The 21,653-nt window shown below is 44.9% G+C and carries 18 protein-coding genes; 5 read left to right on the forward strand and 13 right to left on the reverse strand.

Translation table 11 applies throughout. The features are described from left to right. Positions 1-130 precede the first annotated feature (130 nt). The 5 genes from C942_RS03955 (at position 131) to C942_RS03970 (ending at position 4,736) form a co-directional block, all read left to right on the forward strand. Positions 131-1,165 (forward strand): ABC transporter substrate-binding protein, encoded by a 1,035-nt coding sequence (locus tag C942_RS03955; protein WP_007462704.1) that lies wholly within the window; start codon positions 131-133, stop codon positions 1,163-1,165. Between the two features lie 339 nt (positions 1,166-1,504). Further along, positions 1,505-2,281, forward strand: coding sequence for a winged helix-turn-helix domain-containing protein (locus C942_RS24280; protein ID WP_007462706.1), 777 nt, complete (start codon positions 1,505-1,507; stop codon positions 2,279-2,281). Continuing rightward, the gene (locus C942_RS24980; protein WP_157372547.1) at positions 2,265-2,750 is read left to right on the forward strand and encodes a hypothetical protein; all 486 of its coding nucleotides are present in this window, start codon (positions 2,265-2,267) and stop codon (positions 2,748-2,750) included. Before C942_RS24280 ends, C942_RS24980 begins: the two co-directional genes overlap by 17 nt. A gap of 175 nt (positions 2,751-2,925) precedes the next feature. Next, on the forward strand, positions 2,926-3,270 hold the full coding sequence (locus tag C942_RS03965; protein ID WP_007462708.1) for a hypothetical protein: 345 nt from the start codon (positions 2,926-2,928) through the stop codon (positions 3,268-3,270). Between the two features lie 542 nt (positions 3,271-3,812). Then, positions 3,813-4,736, forward strand: a complete 924-nt coding sequence (locus C942_RS03970) for a hypothetical protein (RefSeq protein WP_007462712.1) — start codon at positions 3,813-3,815, stop codon at positions 4,734-4,736. 119 nt (positions 4,737-4,855) lie between these two features. Here C942_RS03970 and C942_RS03975 read toward each other — a convergent pair whose 3' ends face one another. The 13 genes from C942_RS03975 to C942_RS04035 all read right to left on the reverse strand — a co-directional run bounded on the left by C942_RS03975 (position 4,856) and on the right by C942_RS04035 (position 21,609). Next, a complete protein-coding gene (locus C942_RS03975; protein ID WP_007462714.1) occupies positions 4,856-5,788 on the reverse strand; it encodes a hypothetical protein in 933 nt (310 codons plus the stop codon). Positions 5,789-5,923: 135 nt separating this feature from the next. Further along, the gene (locus C942_RS03980) at positions 5,924-7,150 is read right to left on the reverse strand and encodes a hypothetical protein (protein ID WP_007462716.1); all 1,227 of its coding nucleotides are present in this window, start codon (positions 7,148-7,150) and stop codon (positions 5,924-5,926) included. A 39-nt stretch (positions 7,151-7,189) separates the two neighbouring features. Next, the gene (locus tag C942_RS03985) at positions 7,190-7,810 is read right to left on the reverse strand and encodes a protein kinase domain-containing protein (RefSeq protein ID WP_007462718.1); all 621 of its coding nucleotides are present in this window, start codon (positions 7,808-7,810) and stop codon (positions 7,190-7,192) included. Between the two features lie 6 nt (positions 7,811-7,816). Further along, entirely contained in the window at positions 7,817-11,272 is a 3,456-nt protein-coding gene (tssM, locus tag C942_RS03990) for a type VI secretion system membrane subunit TssM (protein ID WP_007462720.1), read from the reverse strand. Position 11,273: 1 nt separating this feature from the next. Next, on the reverse strand, positions 11,274-12,416 hold the full coding sequence (gene icmH, locus C942_RS03995; protein WP_007462722.1) for a type IVB secretion system protein IcmH/DotU: 1,143 nt from the start codon (positions 12,414-12,416) through the stop codon (positions 11,274-11,276). A gap of 7 nt (positions 12,417-12,423) precedes the next feature. Continuing rightward, on the reverse strand, positions 12,424-13,740 hold the full coding sequence (gene tssK / locus C942_RS04000; RefSeq protein WP_007462724.1) for a type VI secretion system baseplate subunit TssK: 1,317 nt from the start codon (positions 13,738-13,740) through the stop codon (positions 12,424-12,426). Next, positions 13,740-14,210 (reverse strand): type VI secretion system lipoprotein TssJ, encoded by a 471-nt coding sequence (gene tssJ, locus C942_RS04005; RefSeq protein WP_007462726.1) that lies wholly within the window; start codon positions 14,208-14,210, stop codon positions 13,740-13,742. The genes tssK and tssJ overlap by 1 nt, the downstream gene beginning before the upstream one ends. Next, on the reverse strand, positions 14,210-15,166 hold the full coding sequence (locus C942_RS04010; protein ID WP_007462728.1) for a type VI secretion system-associated FHA domain protein: 957 nt from the start codon (positions 15,164-15,166) through the stop codon (positions 14,210-14,212). Before C942_RS04010 ends, tssJ begins: the two co-directional genes overlap by 1 nt. A gap of 1 nt (position 15,167) precedes the next feature. Next, positions 15,168-15,875, reverse strand: a complete 708-nt coding sequence (locus C942_RS04015) for a type 2 periplasmic-binding domain-containing protein (RefSeq protein WP_007462730.1) — start codon at positions 15,873-15,875, stop codon at positions 15,168-15,170. Further along, the gene (locus C942_RS04020; protein ID WP_007462732.1) at positions 15,872-17,020 is read right to left on the reverse strand and encodes an ABC transporter substrate-binding protein; all 1,149 of its coding nucleotides are present in this window, start codon (positions 17,018-17,020) and stop codon (positions 15,872-15,874) included. The genes C942_RS04015 and C942_RS04020 overlap by 4 nt, the downstream gene beginning before the upstream one ends. Then, the gene (locus C942_RS04025) at positions 17,017-19,215 is read right to left on the reverse strand and encodes an MFS transporter (RefSeq protein WP_007462734.1); all 2,199 of its coding nucleotides are present in this window, start codon (positions 19,213-19,215) and stop codon (positions 17,017-17,019) included. The genes C942_RS04020 and C942_RS04025 overlap by 4 nt, the downstream gene beginning before the upstream one ends. A gap of 9 nt (positions 19,216-19,224) precedes the next feature. Beyond that, entirely contained in the window at positions 19,225-20,379 is a 1,155-nt protein-coding gene (locus tag C942_RS04030) for a D-alanine--D-alanine ligase family protein (protein WP_007462736.1), read from the reverse strand. Between the two features lie 219 nt (positions 20,380-20,598). Next, positions 20,599-21,609: a hypothetical protein gene (locus C942_RS04035; protein WP_007462739.1), complete on the reverse strand. Its 1,011-nt coding sequence runs from the start codon at positions 21,607-21,609 to the stop codon at positions 20,599-20,601. Positions 21,610-21,653 lie beyond the last annotated feature (44 nt).

Genomic DNA, 21,653 nt, shown 5'->3' on the forward strand with positions numbered 1-21,653 from the left:
TATAATAAACAAGCATTTTATTAACGTGACGGATGTCAAATTAATAACTTTTGTTCTTTGACAGAGTTGAAGCCTTACATATGATTCGCCTTCAATTTCTGACTCTACCAGTCGATAGGACGACAAACTGATGAACAAAGTTCTTAAAGGGGTGACCACACTAACATTCGCACTATCAGCATTTAATGTTTCGGCAGCAAATGATGTGCTTAACGTTTACAACTGGGCTGAGTACATGCCTACTGACGTTCTGAAAGCTTTCGAGAAGCAATATGACGTCACCGTTAATTACTCTACATTTGAAAACAACGAAAGCATGTATACCAAGCTAAAACTGCTTGATAACAAAGGCTACGACGTTGTTTTTGCCTCAACATACTTTATCGAAAAAATGTCCCGCGAAGGTATGCTGGCCAAAATCGATAAAACCAAAATTCCTAACCTTGCCGATGTCTATCCGGGCCTGCTTGGACAGGAATTTGACCCAAAAAACGATTACTCCCTTCCTTATGTATGGGGCGTAACCGGTATTTCCTATAACTCAGATATCATCAAGTCAGAGCAGGTCTCCAGCTGGAAAGATCTGTGGAATAAAGACTTTGCCCTTCAAGTAATGCTTCTTGATGATGTTCGCGATGTTTTCGGTATGGCACTGAAAGCACAGGGTCACAGCATCAACACCATCAATGAGTCAGAAATTAAGCAGGCCTACGAGTACCTGCTGAAGCTACGTCCGAATATTGTTGTTTATAACTCAGATGCACCTCACGTTCCTTATGTTACCGGTGAAGCAAACGTCGGTATGCAGTGGAACGGTAATGCTTACCTTGCCAAACAAGAAATGAACGAACTGGAATTCGTTTACCCGAGTGAGGGCTCTATCCTGTGGATGGATAACTTCATCATTCCAGCAGGTAGTGAGAACAAAGATCTTGCACACAAGTTCATCGACTTTATCTATCGCCCTGAAAATCAGGCGAAACTTGTAGAAGAATTCGGTTTCCCTGCTCCAAATAAAAAAGCGAAAGATTTCCTACCTAAAGAAGTGCAAGACAATCAGACTATCTTCCCTAAAGAAGAAGATATCAATAAAGGTGAATTCACCAACGAAGTTGGCGATGCGATTCAGATTTACCAGAAGTACTGGCAGTTGCTGAAGAGCTAAATCGCGACCTCTGATTGATTATCAAATAACATCATCAATACCGCTTATAATTTTATACGCGGTATTTTTTTATTCAAATAAGCCTATTGAACAATCATTTAGCAATAGCTTTTAAAGAGTCATTTCGAATTTCCTAAACGAAAGTAAGTTGCTAATAAATTTTGTAATAATTTATAAATTAACCTTAGTCATTGAAAACGTTGGAATGTAATCGATAACACGCATACTGGAGGCTTAGTTTAGAAGGGATAAGTTAACTATCAATTACAACTACTATCGTAATATGAAATGATTTATAATAAATAAAAATATCAGAATATGAGATCATAGCCATATAGTATGTGGAAATTTAATCCAACGTCATATAATCAATTAATTAACGTCCACACACAGCAAATCAAACGAATAAAATCAACAGAAAGCGACATCCTCACAATCTTAAAGCAACACGAAGGAAACTATGTTAGTAAGGAAAATTTATTAAGTCAGGTATGGGGGGAGCGTGTTGTATCTGAAGCCAACTTAACACAATCAATCTCTCAGCTTCGTTTGGTGCTCGGTGATAGCGGAAAAGAACAAAAGATAATCAAAACAAAGCCTAAGGAAGGTTACATGTTACTTCCTGGACATATCGCTTTTCAGGATGACCTCAAACGTAAAGCCCAAACTACACAAGTAAAACCTTCACAAGAAGATGAACCCGCCAAACTTAATAAAAAACAAAAAATAAGCGCAGGTTTATCATCCTCAACAAAGCTAAAAGATTGGATTTACGGCACCGTATTTATCATAGCCACTCTTAATATCTTTTATACTTTCGACATTATTTACAACGTAAATAATCCACCTGAATATAAACAGGTCAAGATCAACAATAACAACATAACGTTTATACTCGATCACACAGAAGCGAGTAATGACCTTTATCAGTACTTAAACAATAAACTTCCTAAAAACATTCACAATCTATTTATTTCAAAAAATCCAGACAGCTTTTATGTGTCTTGTATTTTCACAACCAGTCAATTGAATGAAAAAGATATAACCAACTTATCATTCACGTCAGAGTATCAATTTGATTACATTCTGGAGAGAATCGTTGAGAAGTGCAGTTAAAACAGGAATTATCATTTATGTGACATGCTCTTTTTTAATGTCTTCATATATAGCATTAACCAACGTCAGTAATACTCCTGATACTTTGAAAAAGCCAGGAATTGTAAATATACATGCAAAAAGTATCTCATATCAAAAAGATAAAACTTACTTAAATACAGAGAGTGATACTATAAATAGAGATGATCTTGGTTTTATGACCGTATCAACTTCCATTTCAAATGATAACAATAATACCTTACGCCATACTTCTTACTCTGTACTTTTTACAAATGAAAATACCTTTCTAACTCATCCACAAAACACCCGTCCTGATAATAGAAGTGTTCAAAGTAAGTTGATCCAACATCTATTTCCTAAAAGAGAGTTTTTCAAGATCTTATATGATGATGGTAATTTCATATGCATAACAGGAGTAGGATTACATCTTACTAGTTGTCGAGAAGTGTCAAACCAACAATTAGAGTAATTAATCTAAATAAAGTCATTGTTTCAAAAGACTTTATTGTTCTTTACTTAAGTTGACTTTTATCTGTCACTGGAAACCATAAAATCACTCGGCACTTTGAATGCTGCTCTATTGAAGCTTGTTTCAATAATTAGCATTTTAATTTAATAAATATTTTAAGATAAGAGTAGGTTTTATGATGAATTGGCAACATAAAGTTGATGAATTAAGAAATATCGGAATTAAATTTAATGAAGAAAATGTTAGAGACTCTTTAAAGAAAGCGGAACAAAAAGGCTTAATACAAAAAACTATAGTATTAGCCAAAGAACTTGATCTGGATTTACAGAAAGATATAACAAAAACCAGCATTGCTATCGTTGTAAGTAATTATAACAGTATTGAAGATTGCCATAAGAAAGCTCTAATGAATGTGTATCATAAACAGTGCAAACTAATTTCTGATACCATCAAACAAAATGATATATTCCTTGAAATACTGTATATCCTAGGTGAAGCAGTTGATCGAAGAGCATCATAATCGACAGATTCAGAGAATTAACAAGTTAATTGAATCAGTATAGTCAAACCAACTTAATATTGAAGATGACAATGTGAAAGCCTGCATCATCTCACTGTTAATTCTAGATGAAATCAACGAAAATCACTTTGACTTTATATTAATGGAAGCTTATCAGTTTCAGCCAACGATCTTTGTTAATGCGTTAAGAAAAACCGCAGAGTTTGAGTGTTATCTTAACCTTTTAGGTGGTCAGACAAATAAAACCTGATCCTAGTATTTTAAAGTAAGCATAAACAAGCTGACAGTAACATTTAATGCTCTCAGTTTACTTCTTTTGTAGAATGCATCATAACAAAGACTTATGGAAAGATAAGTAATAGTAATTATAAATCAATCCACTTAATGTGAAGGAGCAATATACAGTATATTGCTCCTTATCCAACCATTAAATATGACCTAAATGCTTCCCATACCTGTCCTAATCCCCCCCTCGCCGAAAACTTATAAAATCCGTTACTCTTTCATTATGAATTAAATAATATTAATGGGAGAAGGTAAGAATGAAACTTCCCTGGCAACTTGAAGATGCAACAGTTTGTTATGAAATGAATGGTTGTACTGCGGATAAAAAAATGGGGATTGCTGTTCGTGGTGCATTACCAATCAGGAACCTTCACAAATCAACCTATGACGTATCAGTAAAAGACATTTTCATGTCCGGTGTAATTGAGTCCATTATTGCAGAACTCGATTATATTGAAACCAGACAAGAAAAATACCTATACGTCACCAATCGCTATCAGAGCATTAAAATTTGGATTAACCGCAGCAGCAAAGAGTTGAATGCCGCAACAGCTTGTCCTTTTGGTAGTGCTGTTATCAACAATGCGGGCCATTTAGTCATGACGGGAGCAACTGCTGGTTTTGCCAACACAGTTGTTCCTGTTTTAGAAGGCGCACTCAGTGGCTCTATCGGCAGTAATAATGCCGAGATGTTAGGGAAGGCTGCGAATACAATGTTGGAAAAGGGTGCCAGTCAGTTCTCACCAGTAGCAAAAAACAAATCTGCCTCAACAAGCAGTGATGCAACAGGACTCAGCTTGGCTAGCGGTATGGCGCAAGATGCTATCGCGTTGGGTGGCAATATTCGCTCAGCGGTCAGTAAAGCTGATTCTGACAGAAGCTTTGCCGGAACTCCTGTAAAAACCCCGGTATTCAGAGATAAAACAAAACGGAAAAGTAAAGTTCGGGCATTTTTGCAACGCGCGAAACAAATCATCAGTCCAGATAAGTTAATTATTCGTGTCGGCTCTGATTTCAATCGACACCACGCAGGTTGTGTGATTGATTTGGGTGTCAGGGCCATTTCAATGCATGACCTTATTGATTTCCTCACCATGTACGCTGAAAAGGGTCAGTTCATCAACTGCTTCCACGAGCAGTCTGACGAGCCAGCATTGGAAGGAAAAGTAAAAGTTATATAACTGCATAAGTGTGTATTAGTTCAGGCAAGATAATATAAATCTAAATAGTTAGACTGAATTACCGATCTGGTCTGAGCTAAAATTACCGATGCTTTTAATCATCGGTAATTTTATAAGCATTATAAAGACGCTATAACACTCCGAGGCTCTTTTATACTTGGGAGTGTTGAATTAAATGCACTCTCTCTACGCTCATGGGCTTCTTGTGCCAACTTACCAATAGCAGCAAACAACTCGTGGCTTTCCTCATAGCCCCAAAGGTGCATTTGTAAAAGCATTTGGTTAACCACGGTATCATATTCAAAATGCACGTCCCCCAGTCCGCCCATCCCGTTCATACCGTAATTAATTCGCTCCTTAATCCAGCTTTTCTTTCGTCCTTGCTCCTGACCAAGTCTGTCCGCATTAATACGATTAGCTTTCATAAACTTACGTGACTTTTGTACAAAACCAGAAGCCATCATCATCGCATTTAGTGAACAATGACGTTTCATATCCTCTTCTGTCTGCATAGGCATTTTAAGTAGCCTCTTGTTCTCTGCTGACATGAACTTATGGTTAGTCTCAGAATAATCGACAGATTCAGCAACTCTCGCTAACCAATTCAGGTTTCCTTCGAGCGTCGTTTTGCAGTTTGTACGATATCTTGCCCTTCTGCGGTTATTCAGGGAGGTATCTATAAGCGAGACTGTATCAATTGGCGCACCAGGAACAGAGCCTTTACCAAACTCTAAAGCGATCGGGTTATTGTCGGGGCAATAATAGTTCACAAGATCTGAACGGTAGCACTCAAGTACTCTGGCATGTGTCATCTCGTGAATAAGATTAGGAAGATCATCCCGAAAAGAGACATGAGCACCAACCAATTTGCGGTCATCTGCGGAATAAAGCGGCATGGTGTTAGCCGTGCCATTAGTTAGACTAAAACTAAGGCGAAAATCGCCTCGCCGATACATACCAGAAAGCTCCGTTAATACCTTTTTCAACGTACTATCTGAAGAAAGGCTGGCGGCGATACTTTCAATCTCATTAATTTTTGTGCTTACGGTCATTCATTCCTCAAGCTTTACTTGTTTTTATAAGAACCGACGGAATTACAACATTCAAATATCGACGTTATAGTCATCGATATGTCATAAAAAATCACCACCGCCATTGGCGGTGGTTTAGTATTAAAATAAATATTATTAATACTTCCTGGTACCCTCTCGCAATGATTTAAATTGCGATTCCAATACGCCATCTCTGTTTGTAAAGGTTATATCATAAGCATCTGAGTATTCACGAATATAACTACCAGATTGTTTCTGTAATTCTTGTATATAATGAACACCCTTATTAAATTTCTTCTGAGTCAGCACCATATCTTTGCTATCTATAAGTTTCAGGAAGTAATATGGATGACTCACATAACCACTTCCCATAACAAGCGCAGCAACGATTGGAGTGGTAATTACTGCCCCCTGGAACCACTCACAAAAGCGCTTATGCTCATTCGTAGTCAGGTTCAGTGACATACCCATTTTACTCCAGGTATATTTATTCCTTGCATCTTCAAGAATTTTGTTAAGCTGATATGACTGAACAACTTTATCAATAAACGTAAGGATTCGTTGAATTAAGCCAGTTATCACACTTACAAGTGTTCCCACACCTGCTGCCACATTTGCGGCTGACTCAATTCCAATTTTGGCTGAAGCAACACCTGCTTTTGCAATACCACCAGCAGCCCCAGTCAGAGAATGCCTAGCCAGTGCTTTAGATATGATTGAAGGATGGCCATTCAGTAGCTCTACACCAATTCCCTTATACATTTGTGACACAAAGTCCTTGGACTTTAAAACCGCGGTTTTTACACCTTCGTATAAGTCTGCTGCATTTTGCGCGTAGCTTAGTCCGGGAATCAAGTTCGTTAAATTGTCAGCAAACTCACTTGCTAACCATGTTCCAGCTTCAGTTAAGTATTCAGCAGCTTTAAAGCATTCATAATGCTTTTTCATTTTCTGAATTGCGCTTTGAAAAAAGCTAGCAACTAATGCTTTAATTTTTGCCATAACGGCAGAAATAGATTCACCGACAAAACTTACAGCACCCGCGATTTTTTGTCCTGCTGCTGATTGAGTTATCGAAGGGCCAATTGTTTTATCCAATACCCAGGTACAACCTGATTTCAAGTCTTCCAATGGCGTTGTGCTACCAAGGTAGTTCCCCATCAAACCGGTATCAAATGTTAATGAGCGCTCAATATTGGTATTTGCAAGCACATAAAGAGTTGACTCCCTTGCCTCTAATAGCAGAGAGTCCTGAATCCCAAATGCATTGTGCCGAGTATTCCCAAAGAACAAGTCTTTTGCATCTCTTTTTACTTCTTTATAAGCACCGACAATACCGGTCTTTATATCATGTGCATTCATACTTACCCCTTTCCCTCTTAAATAGGGTTAGATCAATGTTCAAAGCCAACGTTCTACGATACTTCGAACAGATATCGCTTTTTCTTTACACTTTTCATCCGCACAAGATCGAATAAAAATTTCAATTAATTTCACCAATGCAAACCAGTCATCCTTTATATCCACAACACCACACCCATCAATTTGATTAGCAGAGGCAAACATTGGTGTAACCTGCCAGGTCGGCAAATCACTTCGACTTGTCCCAACTCGATAACTTGCACCGAAGTCAACCAATCGGACGGTTCTGTTTTGAGGAATAAACAAAATGTTGGATGGCTTAATGTCGCCATGAACCCATCCGTTCTGGTGACAATGATTAATGGCCCTGATTATTTCCGGCAACAACTCAATAAACAGTGCCTGCTCATCCTTGCCAAATGAGCTCAAAGGGCGTGCTTTCGCGTCAAACTCAAAATGGATGAGCTGCTTTTTTTCATCCATTTCCAACGTTTTTTGAACACGAAAGCCCCTACACTCCTGCAATGCCTGCCACTCACGGATCATGTCATCCCAACGGGCGTAGCGCTTACCCAGTTGCTCTGACTTCCAATCCGGATCAGACGGTTGAAGCACACTGGCTTCAACCGGACCTGTCTCTATTTCTTTTATGTCAGGCATTAAAGTTTAAATCTCGCCAGGCAGTGAAAACGCGGTAAACAGCGACTTATCCAGCGTCTGATTCGAATCACGCAGCGTATAATCAACAACAATGTTGTTTCCGCTGACCTTGTAATTCAGTTTGCGCACAAGACGCGCGGCAGTTGCACTGGACTCACCATCAAACAGCATTCGGAATAATGCCCACTGACCTGAGTAAGATCGCATCGCTACCCGATTCTTGCCTTGGTAGAAATTCGTACTCAAATACCCTTCAACACTGGTTGTCGGCCAGCTGATATCTTTCCAGACTCGAGGACCATGTCGGTATCCGAACACAGTCTCAGCTTCACGGATCTGGAATTCTGTTACCGACGTACTCATTGAGCTGGCTTTCAGCTCCAGTTTAAGCGCTAGTTCCTGCCCGGTCGGCCCGAAAAATGCCCGACTCAACTTACGAGCTTTACGTAGCTGAGAGCGCAATTCAGGGCTGATTGGCAGCGTGAGGCCATCAACATGGTTCAGCTTAAGTACGCCGTTATCCCAATAAACGAATGGCTTAAGCAGTTCATCAACAAACTGATCAACGCGGCCTTTCGGTTTGAAAAACTGAGTAAAGTCACTAAGGTCAACTTCACCACGGCCCTGCATCGCAAATGGGAAACGTCCTTCAATTGCTGTTACATAAAACTCATATACACGCTCATCCCACTGTTTATTCAGGTAACCCACACTGCCGTTAACCACTTGTCCCCAAGCCTGTTTAGCAATGCTTTTCGTCCATTTCGCTACCTGTCCAGGCGCTTTGCCGCTCTGGCGCTGGAATTCAACAATTGCATCCTGACTACCTTTCGCATGCGCCAGCGCATACTCATGCATCGCTTTACCCGGCTCAGAGCTCGACAAAGCAACATCAAAGTAGGTGTTAAGCACATCGAATTCCTGAATCAGGTTATCCAGCGGTACAACTTCACCTGATTTACCGACTCCATTGACATAATTGGAGAATGCGATGAAAGCTTCGTTAACTACAAAAGACGGTTGCAGGCGCAGTAACTTGTCACCCACTGCACGGTTAATCCGATCAGCTTTACGCAACGTTTTTGATGCTTTCTTCAGACCAAGCTGTCGAGCCAGTCGTTTGTTGCCTTTGGTATCCGGCTGCTCTTCTACTGCCAACGTTGTATTAACAACAACTGCACCTAATACATCCAGAACAGGGCTGGTTGCTGGTTCTCGGGCACTCTTCAGTGCATACGCAAACTCTGTTGGTGAGCCGAACTGTTTGATGTGGATGTTGTTAACCAGATCTTTCCAGTAGTAAATGTAGTCAGCAAAATAAAGACGCTGGATCTGCTTGCTTAAGTCCGTCAGTTCAGTAACCGAAGCACCGGACATATCGCCCTGAATCGCCTTAAACTCTTTTAGCTGACGTCGTAACAGTTCTGACTTTGCCGTCAAATCAACCTGGCTGTATCCCTGTTTAGTAAAGATCTCCGGGATCAGGTAGCCGTGGAAGTCGTCTGAAAATTCAAACATGGTATCGAACTTATCACCCAGCTGACGGCGAACATCAACTTGAGTGCGATACTCCGGCAGACTCTTGATACGCGCGTAAATCAGTCGCTCCGGTGATAAACCTTCAAGGTTGTTGGATGCGACAGCAATCAGTTCCTGATTCGGATCGAGGTGTTTCTCGTAATTGCTGTTGAACAGATCATCGATAAGCAGCGAAAGAATATTGATATCATCTGAAGAGATATCCCCCTGATCTTTCAGGTTATCTAACAAATAAGTCTGCATCTCGTTGATATCCAGTTGCTGACGATCAAACAGCATCTGGTAGTAACGCAGGATTTCAAAGATCTTACTCGGGTTCCCCAGGTTGACGTAAACATACAACTCACTACTGATTAGCTCTTCCAGCTTCGGCAGCAAAATTACGTTCAACTGTTCCTCATACGTGCTGTAGATGCGCTCGGCAGTATCACTCTGCTTAACACTAACCTGCTGATACCAGGCTTTAGGCTCAATGCCCTGAACAGCAACACTACGAAGCTCGTTAAGCACCGCAATCATCTCCGACATAGAGTAATTCTTCTCCAGTCTTTGAATATCGCTGCCATACAGGCGTAGCTGAGCCATTGCATCGGCACGCCACAGCTCGTCGTTGTTCCAGTTGTTCTTCAGGAGCAAACCAGCCATTGAAACAACACTGACAACCATCAACAGGATCACTGTTCGGGCTGCCAGATAACCGGCATGGCGCCATTCGTTTACACCCGTAATTCCCTTTTCCGGTAAAATCACATGGCTGAACAGACGAGATGTAAAGTAACTGCGGCGAGAAGGAAGTTGCTCACGAGTACTTTGGGTGTTGAACTCAGCGCGATCAGCAACCACCTGAGACAAAAGATCATGCACCGGCCCTTTTTGTCCTGAAGAAAGCAGGTAAGCACCACGGATCCAGACTGCTTCCCGAACACGGTTTTCACGCCCAATTTCCGTCAGTAACTCATTAGCACGCTCAAAAAAGATGCGTAGCTGATAAGGAAGACCAATCACTGAACCGGATTTTTCACTGCTGATATTTCTCAACAGCTCGAACTGCTGCTGACCCAGAGACTTCAACAGCTCCTTTATCTGGCCTTCAAAGTAATGCTTATCAAAACGACGGGAAGCATCACACGGGAACGTCACACCAAATGGATTCTCAACGTCACATCCCGAAAAGCTTTCAAAAAACTCGATAAAGTCAGCAATACTGTCGGCTTTAGAAAACAGGCTGTAAACCGGCAAGTTCAGCTGTAGCGCACCACTCATCGACAGAGCTGCTTCCTGATAGATGCTGCTAAGCTTCTGGCGCTCTTTACGGTCACCTTTTAACAGACGATCACAGCCAATGATGGTGATGATGCCGTTGAGACCCTGGCGAGGACGGTACTTCAACAGTTGCTGAGACAACACCTGCCACAGCGCTTCATCTACCCCTTCGCTATCAAAAATGCGGTGACCTACTTCGACAACCACGGCATGATCGTTACTCCAGAATCGCAGGTACTGCTCGGTATCGCTCTCATCAAGATGATGTTCAATAACAGGCTCCAACCCATTTTGCTGTAACACTGCACTTTTTGCGTCTTTCTCGCCGCCCAGAACCAAGTACCACGGCAGACTGTACAAGCTGTCGAGCTTATTACGTCCATGACCTCGAATTTTCCTGGTCGCCTGAGCGAACAACTGCTGAATAACGCGGGTATCCTGCTTAAGCAGTACCTGTTGATCGTGCAGCTCCGTATCCTGCTGCTGTTTTTTACGTGTTTTCAACCACCACCACAGCACCAGGATAACAGTCACGGTGCTGATAGTAGTTGCTGTGTATTTCAGCCAGTTCAGTTCTTCTGCCGGTAGCAATAACCAAAGACCAATGGTTGCACCTACAACCAACACAGCAGCTAAAATTGCCAATACTTTTTTCATCATGTTACTTCTGCGCTCTTCGAATCGTCGCGTTGAGACCGTAGCGAACGTTCAGCTCGTTCTTCAGCTTGCGAATCACGGCCAGGTTGTCACCAGCACGAATAAACAGCTCTATCCCATGGTCAGTTTCTCGGGTAAAGGCGTCATAACCGGACTGCTTCAACTCAGAGGAAAGACGCACGGCGTCACTTGATCGCGAGAATACCGCCAATACCACTTCCCATTGCTGAGCCGGAGCGGCTTTTGGCTTCTCCTCTTCCAGTTTTTCGCTTACAGCTGCATGACCGATATCGGCCTCTGTACTGAGGTAAATCAGATCCTGACTGGCTTTTTTCAGGCTCACGCCTGACATGTCGATAGTGCTGAACTGCTGCAAAATCGGCTGGCTGCGGTTCATATACCAGTACTCAGAAGCCCCATAACCGGAAGCCATCACCAACGTGGCTATCGCCAGCATTTTTCCCATACTGAGCATGCGCCACGGCTGCTTGCCTTCAATAAGTTCCGGTGTGCGCGGAACCGGCATCGGGCTTTCTGCCCGGTAATGGCGGATCAGGGCGTAAACATCAGATTTAATCTCATGCAACCGGCTTTCATCACCGTGACGGTAACGACCTTTGAATCCCAGCATCAGTAACACGTACTGAAGCTCGATAAAATCCACCAGCTTGGCAGGTTGCTGGCCGGCTTTGTCGAGCAAAGCGAAAAAGACTTCACCACCGTTTCGCTGCGAGAAAACCTTACTCAGCAAAGAGTGATTTTCCCAACGCGTACGCTCACCCCATGAGGTATAGAGAATTGCCTCATCAAAAGCGGCACACAGCACAAAACAGCTTTTCTCAATAATGCTCGGGTGATATTCGAGATACAGACCACGCTGGCGAAAAGCAGCAATCGCATCCAATAGCTTCTGCCGGAAACGATCGACATCGCGCGGTGAGCCCTGACGCGGCACGGTAACCAGAATACCCAACAATTCAGTAGCGGCATTGAGCAATGGACTGCCATAAACAGCCAGGTTTTCAATCAGGCGCTCTGTGCCCGACAGATCCACCTCACTTGGTCGGCTCGCTGTTTGTGTCGGCTGCGCACTTGCCTGGGTACGGCGAACCTGAATGGTTGGCTCTTCATTAAATAATCCGGACACGACTCACCTACCTAATCACATGAAACTCAACGTGAATGTCTTCGATACGCTCGTCGATATGCAGCGCAATCGCTTCGTCTTTTTTCACCAGCGACTGCCAGAGCTCTGATTTAGTATCAACTTCAAAATAAGCGGCATCATGGCGTGACTTCAGCTCGGAAGGCGCATAAGGAAGGTGGCGCAGCGGCACACCGGACAGGGCATTACGCACCAGACCGGCAATATCACTGTTACCCGCCAGCTTAGTCGCTTTAGGGAACTCTTCGCCCAGACGGGATGCACCGATTGAGGACGTAGCAACCAGAACGAAACGGCCTTCATTGTAAAGGCTGCGATCCTGAACCAGAGTGCGCAACAAGCGGCGTGTAGCAAATAGCTGGGTATCCCATTTCAAAGTAGAAACATTGTCGATCTGCACTTCACGCAATAGCACCAACAACTCAGAGAACACAGAAGAGAAAATCCCGTACAGATCATTCTGATTCCAAGTCGGGAAAGACTTCGGCATCTTCCCTTCCAGCCCCTGCATCTGTCCTGCCATTGAAGTACATTCGAGATAAAGCTGTTTGGTCAGCAAAGTGGCATCTTCATTCCACTGCTCCAGCAACGGCATCCATTTACCCAGCACCTGCAACCAGAGATAATCGCGCATCAGCGCCTGATAGCTCTTACTGTTGCTTTCGGCTTGTAAACGAGTCGAAATTGTCCGGGCGCGGTACTGCACCTGAGCAAACACATCTGCAACGCAGTCTTTAAGGTAATTCGACACACCAAAATGCAGACACTGAGGAACAAAAGCCTGGTTCAGTATTACCGCCCCTTCTGATTTATGTTCGCTGACATCAGCCACCGAAATTAGGGTGTAATCCTGTAGCTCTTCGCCTTCCAGTTTGAGTTCAATATTCAGTTCAGCCAGCTCTAACTGAACCGCATCACTGTGCTCTCGGCTGGTATCAAAAACATTGTGTTCAAGCGGTTTATGGCGCAAACGCTGGTCCTCACCGACATCAACCGCACCTGAACGGGACACAGGCAGAGCCAGGTACACTTTCTTGTGATTGGTATTTTTAGGGATATCCAGCACCAGGGCCTGTTTGATTTCAAACGGCGTTCCGTCAGGGAAAATACCTCTTGCTCGGCGTACCGACACCTTACCGATGTTCAGCATTGAGCGGTCCAGCTCCAGCTGTGTTAAACCAAAACACTGTGGCACCATCTGACCGGCGAATTCACGGGTAAAGTTTTCAACATAGCGTTCCTGCTGCTGAAAATGCTGCGGAGAAAGGAACATCCCTTCACTCCAGACGACTTTGTTACTATCCATTATTCTTCCTCTTCACCCGAAACAGACAGGTTGATGCCATCCAGCTCGATATTGATGGCAGCCGATCCGACAATCAGCGGCTTATAAATCACTTTGTTTTTCGCTTCGCGATAATCGGCAAACCCGGCAATCACACCTATGAATTTGGTATTGGCCGCCAACGGTAAGCTTTCCTGACGGGTTTCTCCCGGCAATACGCTGGCAAGCTGGCGCGCAACCAGTAACTCGGCTTTCAGTACGCCCTGCTCGTCGTTATAAATCTGAATGAAATCCGCCAGCGAAAAAGCCTGACTATCCGTCAGCTGATAAACCCTGATTTCCACCGGAGAAGGCTTCCCTTCGACATTCGGATTGATATTTGAGGCAGCCTGAATATTCAGTACCAGCCTAGGTGCCAGCACCTCATCGCCCCAAAAGCTGCAACCGGACAGCAATGCTGCCAGCAACAGCGAAGTGATTACCCTAATCATTAGCTACCTCCGTCCATGTTGCGCTGAAGACGAAGCGCATCATGAAAATACGCATGGAACTTAATGTGCCAGTCACGACTTTCTACCTGACGGTTGAAATGGCGCTTGTACATATCCCAGTACTTTGGCTTGCGCGACCAGAAACCTGGTGTCGTCAGGTAATCAAACATAGATTCTGTCGCCTCAGGCGAGATATCTGCCAGCAAACGGTTCAGCGCCATTTCCAGCGCTTTATCCATCTGCTCCTGCATCCGCTGCTCATGGTGACGAAACTCCGTCAGTCCCATTTGAGCTCCCATATTCGATTGAGACTGAAGTTCAGGCTTTGATTGAGACTCGGACATATGAGTCGGCAGGTTCACCTGCAACTCTGCGTCTGCCAAAGGATCATCATCAAAGGCAGAGAAGCTCAAATCGAACTCACGACGCTCAGTCCGCTTTTCAACTTCTTCAGCCAGAAACGGGTCATCGGCAACTACTTCATGAGTGGCCGCTGCAAAAGTAAAAGCAGGCTCTTCAGCCTGAACAACCTGAGGTTCAGGAAAAGCTTCTGTTTCGTTACTGAACGGGTCATCACCGAATACTGAGTTACCCTGTACGGCAGCTGAGAAATCTTGTGCTTTCGCCTGCTCCGGAATAAAGCACGACACCAGCAAGCGGTACTTACCGATATCCAGCACATCACCATCGTTAAGCGTTGACTGGTTTCCTTTACCCAGCGGGGAAGCGGAACCATTGATAAACAAGCCATTCGTGCTGTTATCCATGACCTGATAGCCGCGCGAGGTTTTACGGATAATGGCGTGAGTACCAGAAACTTCACGTCGCGCATCACTTAGCTGCATGGTGGCGCCGAAAGCGCGACCAATATCTCCTCCGTCTTCCGGGAACGATTTGTTCCATTCCGAAATGCTCTCGCCTTCAGGAGAACTGATAATTCTTATTGATAGAGGCATATTAGTTACCCTTACATTGTTTCGATGCGCGATTAAATTCAACTAAGAACTGCGGGTATTTCTCAACAAAAGCTTTCGAGAAATACACACCCAACGGCTGAGACTGAACCCGGGTTTTAGAAATAGCACGGTAACTGATGCCCATCTTTTTGATGGTTTCTTCAATCACCGCATCATTACCCAGGATTGCCCCAACCTCACCATTGAGCATCAGCTCAAGCATGGCTTTTGGTGAGCGCGGATTCTTAGTGACGCGATAGCCGTTCTTGTGCAGCCAGAACCATTTGTTGGAGCCGAATAACGCCGCAACTTCAATCTGTCGTTTGAACATTTTGCTGTTAATATCCGTCAGACCTGAAAGCGAAAACCAGCTCCAGTTCTGCTCGGATACAGGTAAAGAATAAACAGCATATTCATCACGCTTGACGTTATGAGAAGCGAGGAAAAAGCCGTGCTGAGTGCCGACTTCTGTCAGCAACTGAGCCCGGTCCCATCGGGTCATCGTCAGCTGATAAGGCTGTTCCATCACCTTCAGTACACATTTGATCTTTTCGATACCGGAGCCTTTCATCTCTCCGTTTTCCTGATACTGGTAAGGAAACCATTCCTGAGTCGCCAACAACAGGCGCTCTGGTCGGTTATCAGCCAGAGCTGAGCCACTGGCACCGGTCAATGTCAGCATCAGAGCAATCGAAAGCCACTGCTTCATAGGTCGGAGGTCTCCATACTCATACCGGCGGCACGAATCATCCCGCCATTATGGGCGTAGATGTCGCTGGCCATTTCAATCAATACAAACGGGATCTGCACATTAATCCGCTCAGCCTGTTTAAAGCTGATGGAAATATCAGGCGGTGATAGCAAGCCAACTGGCAAAGAGGCTGGCTCTTCACCATCCCGCAAAATTCGGATGCCGTACAAGGCCGCCTGGTGGGCGTTATTTTCAAAGCTGACACCAACTGACATCAGCGCACTGTTTTCACTGCCGTTTACCGCATCCGGCACTACAGTCAGCATTGGCAACTTGTCAGAAAAGGTGTAGATGTCATCGACACGATCAAGCAGGCTTGAGCTGCCTGTCAGCCAGAGCAAAGAGTTTTCCAACTCAGGATCAGTTGCTTTCATAGCAGCCACCTGATGCTTCATAACAGCCTGCAATGAACCGCCCCGCACGCCCTCATCAACTTCTATCGGGAAAACCTGCACACCATGCTGTTCCGCTTCTTCTTTCAGCGGCAAGTACTGCGTCAAATACGCACTGGTATTACTTTTTGCGTACAGGATGCCGATTTGAGTCAGCTCCGGCTTAAAGCGGCGCAGGAAACTGAAAGTGATATCAGCAGGCAGGTTCAGTGACGTAAACGCAAAATTGTCACCGCTGGTCTCATAGCTGTTTGTCAGGCCAAGCAATACCGGATCTTTGGCATTGACCGACACCACTGGCAGCTTGCCGCCTGCATATACCTTATGCATAGCGACAGTTGCTTTAGATCCGACGGTATAAATCAGGTTGGCATTTTCTTCAGCAACCTGAATCCAGCGCTTCAATGTCGCCGGATTATCCGGAAGCAAAAAAACACGGAACGTCGCACTGCTCAGCTCACGGCGAAAAACCGTCAACATGGTTGACAGTGCTGTGTCATAAGAATGAGCTTTACGGGAAATCAGCACCCAGACTTTCGGCTGCTCACCTCGGGGAATGAATGTGACCGAATTACCTGCCGGTTCAATCTTCCAGTCCGCTTGGTGGTGTGTATTTATTTCTTCACCAAGCCATTGAGGCCAGTTCGCCATTGCAGCACCCGAGGCCAGCAGGCAACAGATAATCAACGACATCAGGTAACGATTGATCATGCCATTACCTCCTGCTTTGCCGGACGGTCAAACAACCACATCGTGACGCCAGCGAAGGCAAAAAAGCCTGCCAGCCCCCAAAACGCCGACTGATTGCCGAAAGACGCGATCAGTTGACCGACCACCACTGATCCCATTACATGGCCGAGGCGCTCAAGGAAGCGATAAGTTGATGCAACAGAGTTGGCACTGTTTCCGGTTGTGGAACTCACTACGTGGGTGACTACCGGTGCATTGATAAAGCCATGGGATATCCCCATGACAAGCATTGAGGCTGTCGCGACATAAACGGTATATCCGGCATCTTCCAACGCAAAAGCGACGCCAAGCACCACCAGTGACAACGCAGCAATCACATTCCCCAGACACAGTGCCCACTTACTTGAACCGAACTTATCAATCAGCGGTGACACTTTGCCACTGATAAACAACACAGCAAATGCGTATGCCATCAGAACCTGACCGATGCTTTCTTTAGCAACACCTTTCTGGCTCAGCAAAATCGGCACAGCAAACGACACCACACCCGTCAGCATCATCTTGGTCGGAATCCCCACCAGCAGCATAGTACGAATAAAGGATGGAACGCGGATCAGCTCAGCCGAATCACGCATCATGGATTTCAGGTTATCAACCAGAGTGCCTTTATTGCCGCTTTTCGCCTTCATCGAAGGCAGCACCATGCTGAACAGGAACATCAATCCCCCCACCAGCGCAGACAGCTGGAAGATACCGCTTTCACCCAGCGAATCAGCCAACAGCGCACCAATCGCGGCACCGGAGATAAACCCGGCATTGAAACAAAACACGATAATACCGGCAGCCTGGGTTTTATTAGACTGATCGCTAAAACGCAGGATATAGCCCTGAACGGAAATAAAGATCACCGCCTGGCCAACACCGGACATCAGACGCGCCGCCAACACCGTCACTAAGTGCGAGTCATAAGCCAGCATCAGGCAACCAAAACTCGAAAGCATGATCCCAATTGTCAGCACCCGACGGATATCGAAAATTTCCACCAAGCGAGAAGCCGGCAGCAAGGTCGCGGCAAAACCAACAAAGTAGACAGTAAAAAAGTACGACGACCAGGCTTCAGTACCGCCATTTTCCAGCGCAACCTGAGTCAGATACTGTGGCAGCACAGGCGCCATCAGTGACTCCATCAGCACAGTCACCAGTAGCAAAGGTTTAATCTGTGCCAGTACCACATCTGAGCGTCGCTTCTTTTTCGACTGACTGAGCAAACGAATAAAGGCAAAACAGATAAACGCACAACCGGCAAACAAGATGGCGAAGTTTTTCAGGATTTGTAACAGCTTAGAAACCAAAGCCTTCGGATTGAATGAAATGGTTACCTTGTTCCCCTTGCTGTCGGCAACCGGGAACTCCGCCACACTTTCAACTGCTGCCATCGCCTGGTCACCCTGACTGCGGGCAATCAGGCGAGACTGACTTTCTACGACAATACCGGATACTTCTTTGTTCGACTGGCGGAAGCTGTCGAGCATGGCATCCATACCACTGACATGGTCAGGATTGATGCCTAAAGTCAGTACCGGAGCCAGACGCTGGGTAACAATATTGGCCATGGAGTTAGCTTTATTTTCCAGGCCGGATTTATACAGCGCCCCCACCATCATCATCACGCAAACTGACATTGTCAGGAACACCATGCCAAAAGCGGTGAAGTAAATGCGCGGATCGTCACTGCGCAGCACCATGAACACGAATAGCACAACCAAAATCGCAATCAGACCGATCATTGGACGAAAGCTCTCATTGATCGCCTTTTCCACTTCACTGTCACTGAGCAGGATTTCAAGCACACCGACCTGAGCAAACTTATTGCTGAGTGGAATGGTGATCAGACTGCCGTCAAAATCATCGGTAGTGTAGCGGTAAAGTTCTTGCTGGCCGGAGATCACCCGGATGTCTACAACCGAACGATCAGCCTGAACAATCGGTGACAGCACCTTTTCCAGCCCGGCGATATCATGCAGAGGCACGCCGGAGCTCAGGATCTGCTCGATACCGATACGGGCGGCTTCCGTCTGAGCCAAAACCGCATCCCGGCTTTGCTGCTGGTAACTTTTCAGTGCCTGGGCATACCCCACCACAAAAATCAGTGACAGGGAGAGCACCACTAACAGTGCTCCCAGCAAAAGTCGGCTGTATTGCTTAATCGTGTCCAACTACGGCTCCTAGGCTTGCGCCAGTGAATCGAACCGCTCATCCAGGCAATGCGCCACAGTTTGCGGGCGTTTTTCCTTCAGGAAAGACAGACGGTTGAAAACCATTGACTGGATCAGGTCGGTGTAGCTCATGTCTTCACGTTTCAGGTCATGACAAACCAAGCTGATCTTATTGCCTTCAGGACGCTTAAGGTCCGGCTTTGGATTGGTCTCCAGTACGTAGAGGTTACCGGCCTTATCCATTCGCAGATCGACGCGAACCAATGTTTGCAGGCCCAACTGACGGAAGATCTTCTGGCCGATTTGAGCCAGTTCACTGCGCAGCGGCTCATCAGATACAGCAATCAGGCGATCCTGAGTGATCGGCTTAACATCCATTGATGTGAAAATTGCCTCACCATCTTCCAATACACGCTCAGTGATCGAAAATGCCAACGGATTAGACAGCTGCTCCAGTTTGCCTTGCTTGAATACATACTCACCGGCAACAGCAACGACAAACTCACGACCGCCAAGGAAGGGTTCGATCATGACTGTGTTGTTGGTAGCCTTACGAACCTGCTCAACGACACATGCCAACTCGCTGCGATCAAATACCGGGTAAACATGAATCGACGCACGACCGGATACCGGTTTAACAATAAAACCTTCCGTAAAACGGGCTTCGATCTCATCAATAGCGCGTTGCTTACTTTCACTGGAAAAATCTTCATCAATGCCGACAGTGACAAAAGGTGCGGTTGGCAAACCGGCTGATTTAATTTCGTGTTTAAACAGGTGCTTGTTATCCAGAATACCCGCTGTCATCGGTGAGTGACCGACATAAGGCACACCGAGCATTTCCAGCGTAGAAGGCAGGTGGCACATGGAGTCAAAACCCTGCAAACCACCACTGTTAGTAATTACTAAATCAATCTGCTTTTCACGCAGAGCATGTGCCAACTGGATATCTTCCGGCAGCACATCAACGTGGCAAAAACCGGACTCACGCAATGCATTGGCAATATCGTGAGCAACCGGCTCGTAAGTTTTGGTTGAACGCGGGCTTAAATTTTCATAGATAAAATTATCAGGTTCTGTTTTCTCGCCACCGTGAACAACTGCAATTTTAAGTGAACTTCGTAACCATTGAAGTTGCTGTGGTGTAAATGGATTTTTCTTCACTATCGTACTCAAATCATAAATTCAATATAATTACTGCTTTTTAATATGCGCTTAAGTTCGTTCTTGTTTTTTATATTTAGTTGCACATCAAATCGTTTTTCAGTTCTTTCGTTATTAACAACTCAAACCGAAAACTGTTACTAAAACTAGCAACAAACCTATCTCCCCCTTTTTATTTATTACTAAAAAGAGGGAGAAAAGGGTTTTCGAGCAGGCTACTTAATCATAAAGAGCCTCGGCATTAGCCCTAATCGTAGTCTCGGTCTGCTCAAGAAGCTCCTCAAGAAAAGCCATATGAGCACGAGTTTCGAAAGCTGTTTTTTCCATCACTTCACACATCTGGGTTATTTTTTCAATGTAGTGCTTGCTTTCGTGAAAACTCATTGCCAAATCAACATTACTAACCTGCAATTGACCCAGAGCACCCGCTGCTGCCGCTGCTGACGGAATTGATGCTGCGTGGGCACGTTTAGCATTCACATCGGCTTCCCGGGATTCGAGCATTGCAATGGACTGCTTTAACTTATACAGATTCCTTTGAAGTTTCGGACCAAGCTCTGCGATGTCTTTCGCTTGCCATTTTGCAACCTTACGTTGAGCTTCCCTTGCACCCATTTGCTGCTCAAGTACCGCTTTGTTACCTGATGAGTACTCTTTCTTCTTACGAGCTTTGCGAGCTTCTGTCCCTTTACCACCTAAATAAACAAGACCGCCAACTACTTTTTTGGTAATGCCACCATCTGGAATCAGGCCTAAAGGAAGCATTGCAATTTTTTGAGGGTTCTTCTTAGCAACGCGGAACTGATCATGTAGTTTCCGTCGTGTTTTATATCCACGAGATTGCTGGAATTTTGAATAAGTGGCCGAAGTCTGATCCATAAAATCTTGAGCAGAATGGGCGTTCATCATATAACCAACACGATCACAAGCAGTGGCTTTAACCATTGTTGATGCGTGCATTTTCTGAGCAACAACTCGGCTGATATTCGATGAAAACTTATCTTTTACATTCTGGACAATTTTGGTTCGCTCAAGCTTGGCGGCATTTTCATCAAGCTTAGCCATAGGTTTTTTCAAAACCTCAGATAGCGGCGTTGAATCAACAATATTTGTTGTTAAATCAACAACATTACCGGCAAGGTCTACGCGATCTTTTAACTTACCCTCGCTACCAGCAAAATCATTGATTCCTTTACCAAAGTCATAAGCTTTACTTAAATTCTCATGCATAAAATATCCTCACGTAGGTAGAAATCCCGCAGAAGCGTCTTAAC

Source organism: Photobacterium marinum, assembly GCF_000331515.1.
Classification (GTDB): Bacteria; Pseudomonadota; Gammaproteobacteria; order Enterobacterales; family Vibrionaceae; genus Photobacterium; species Photobacterium marinum.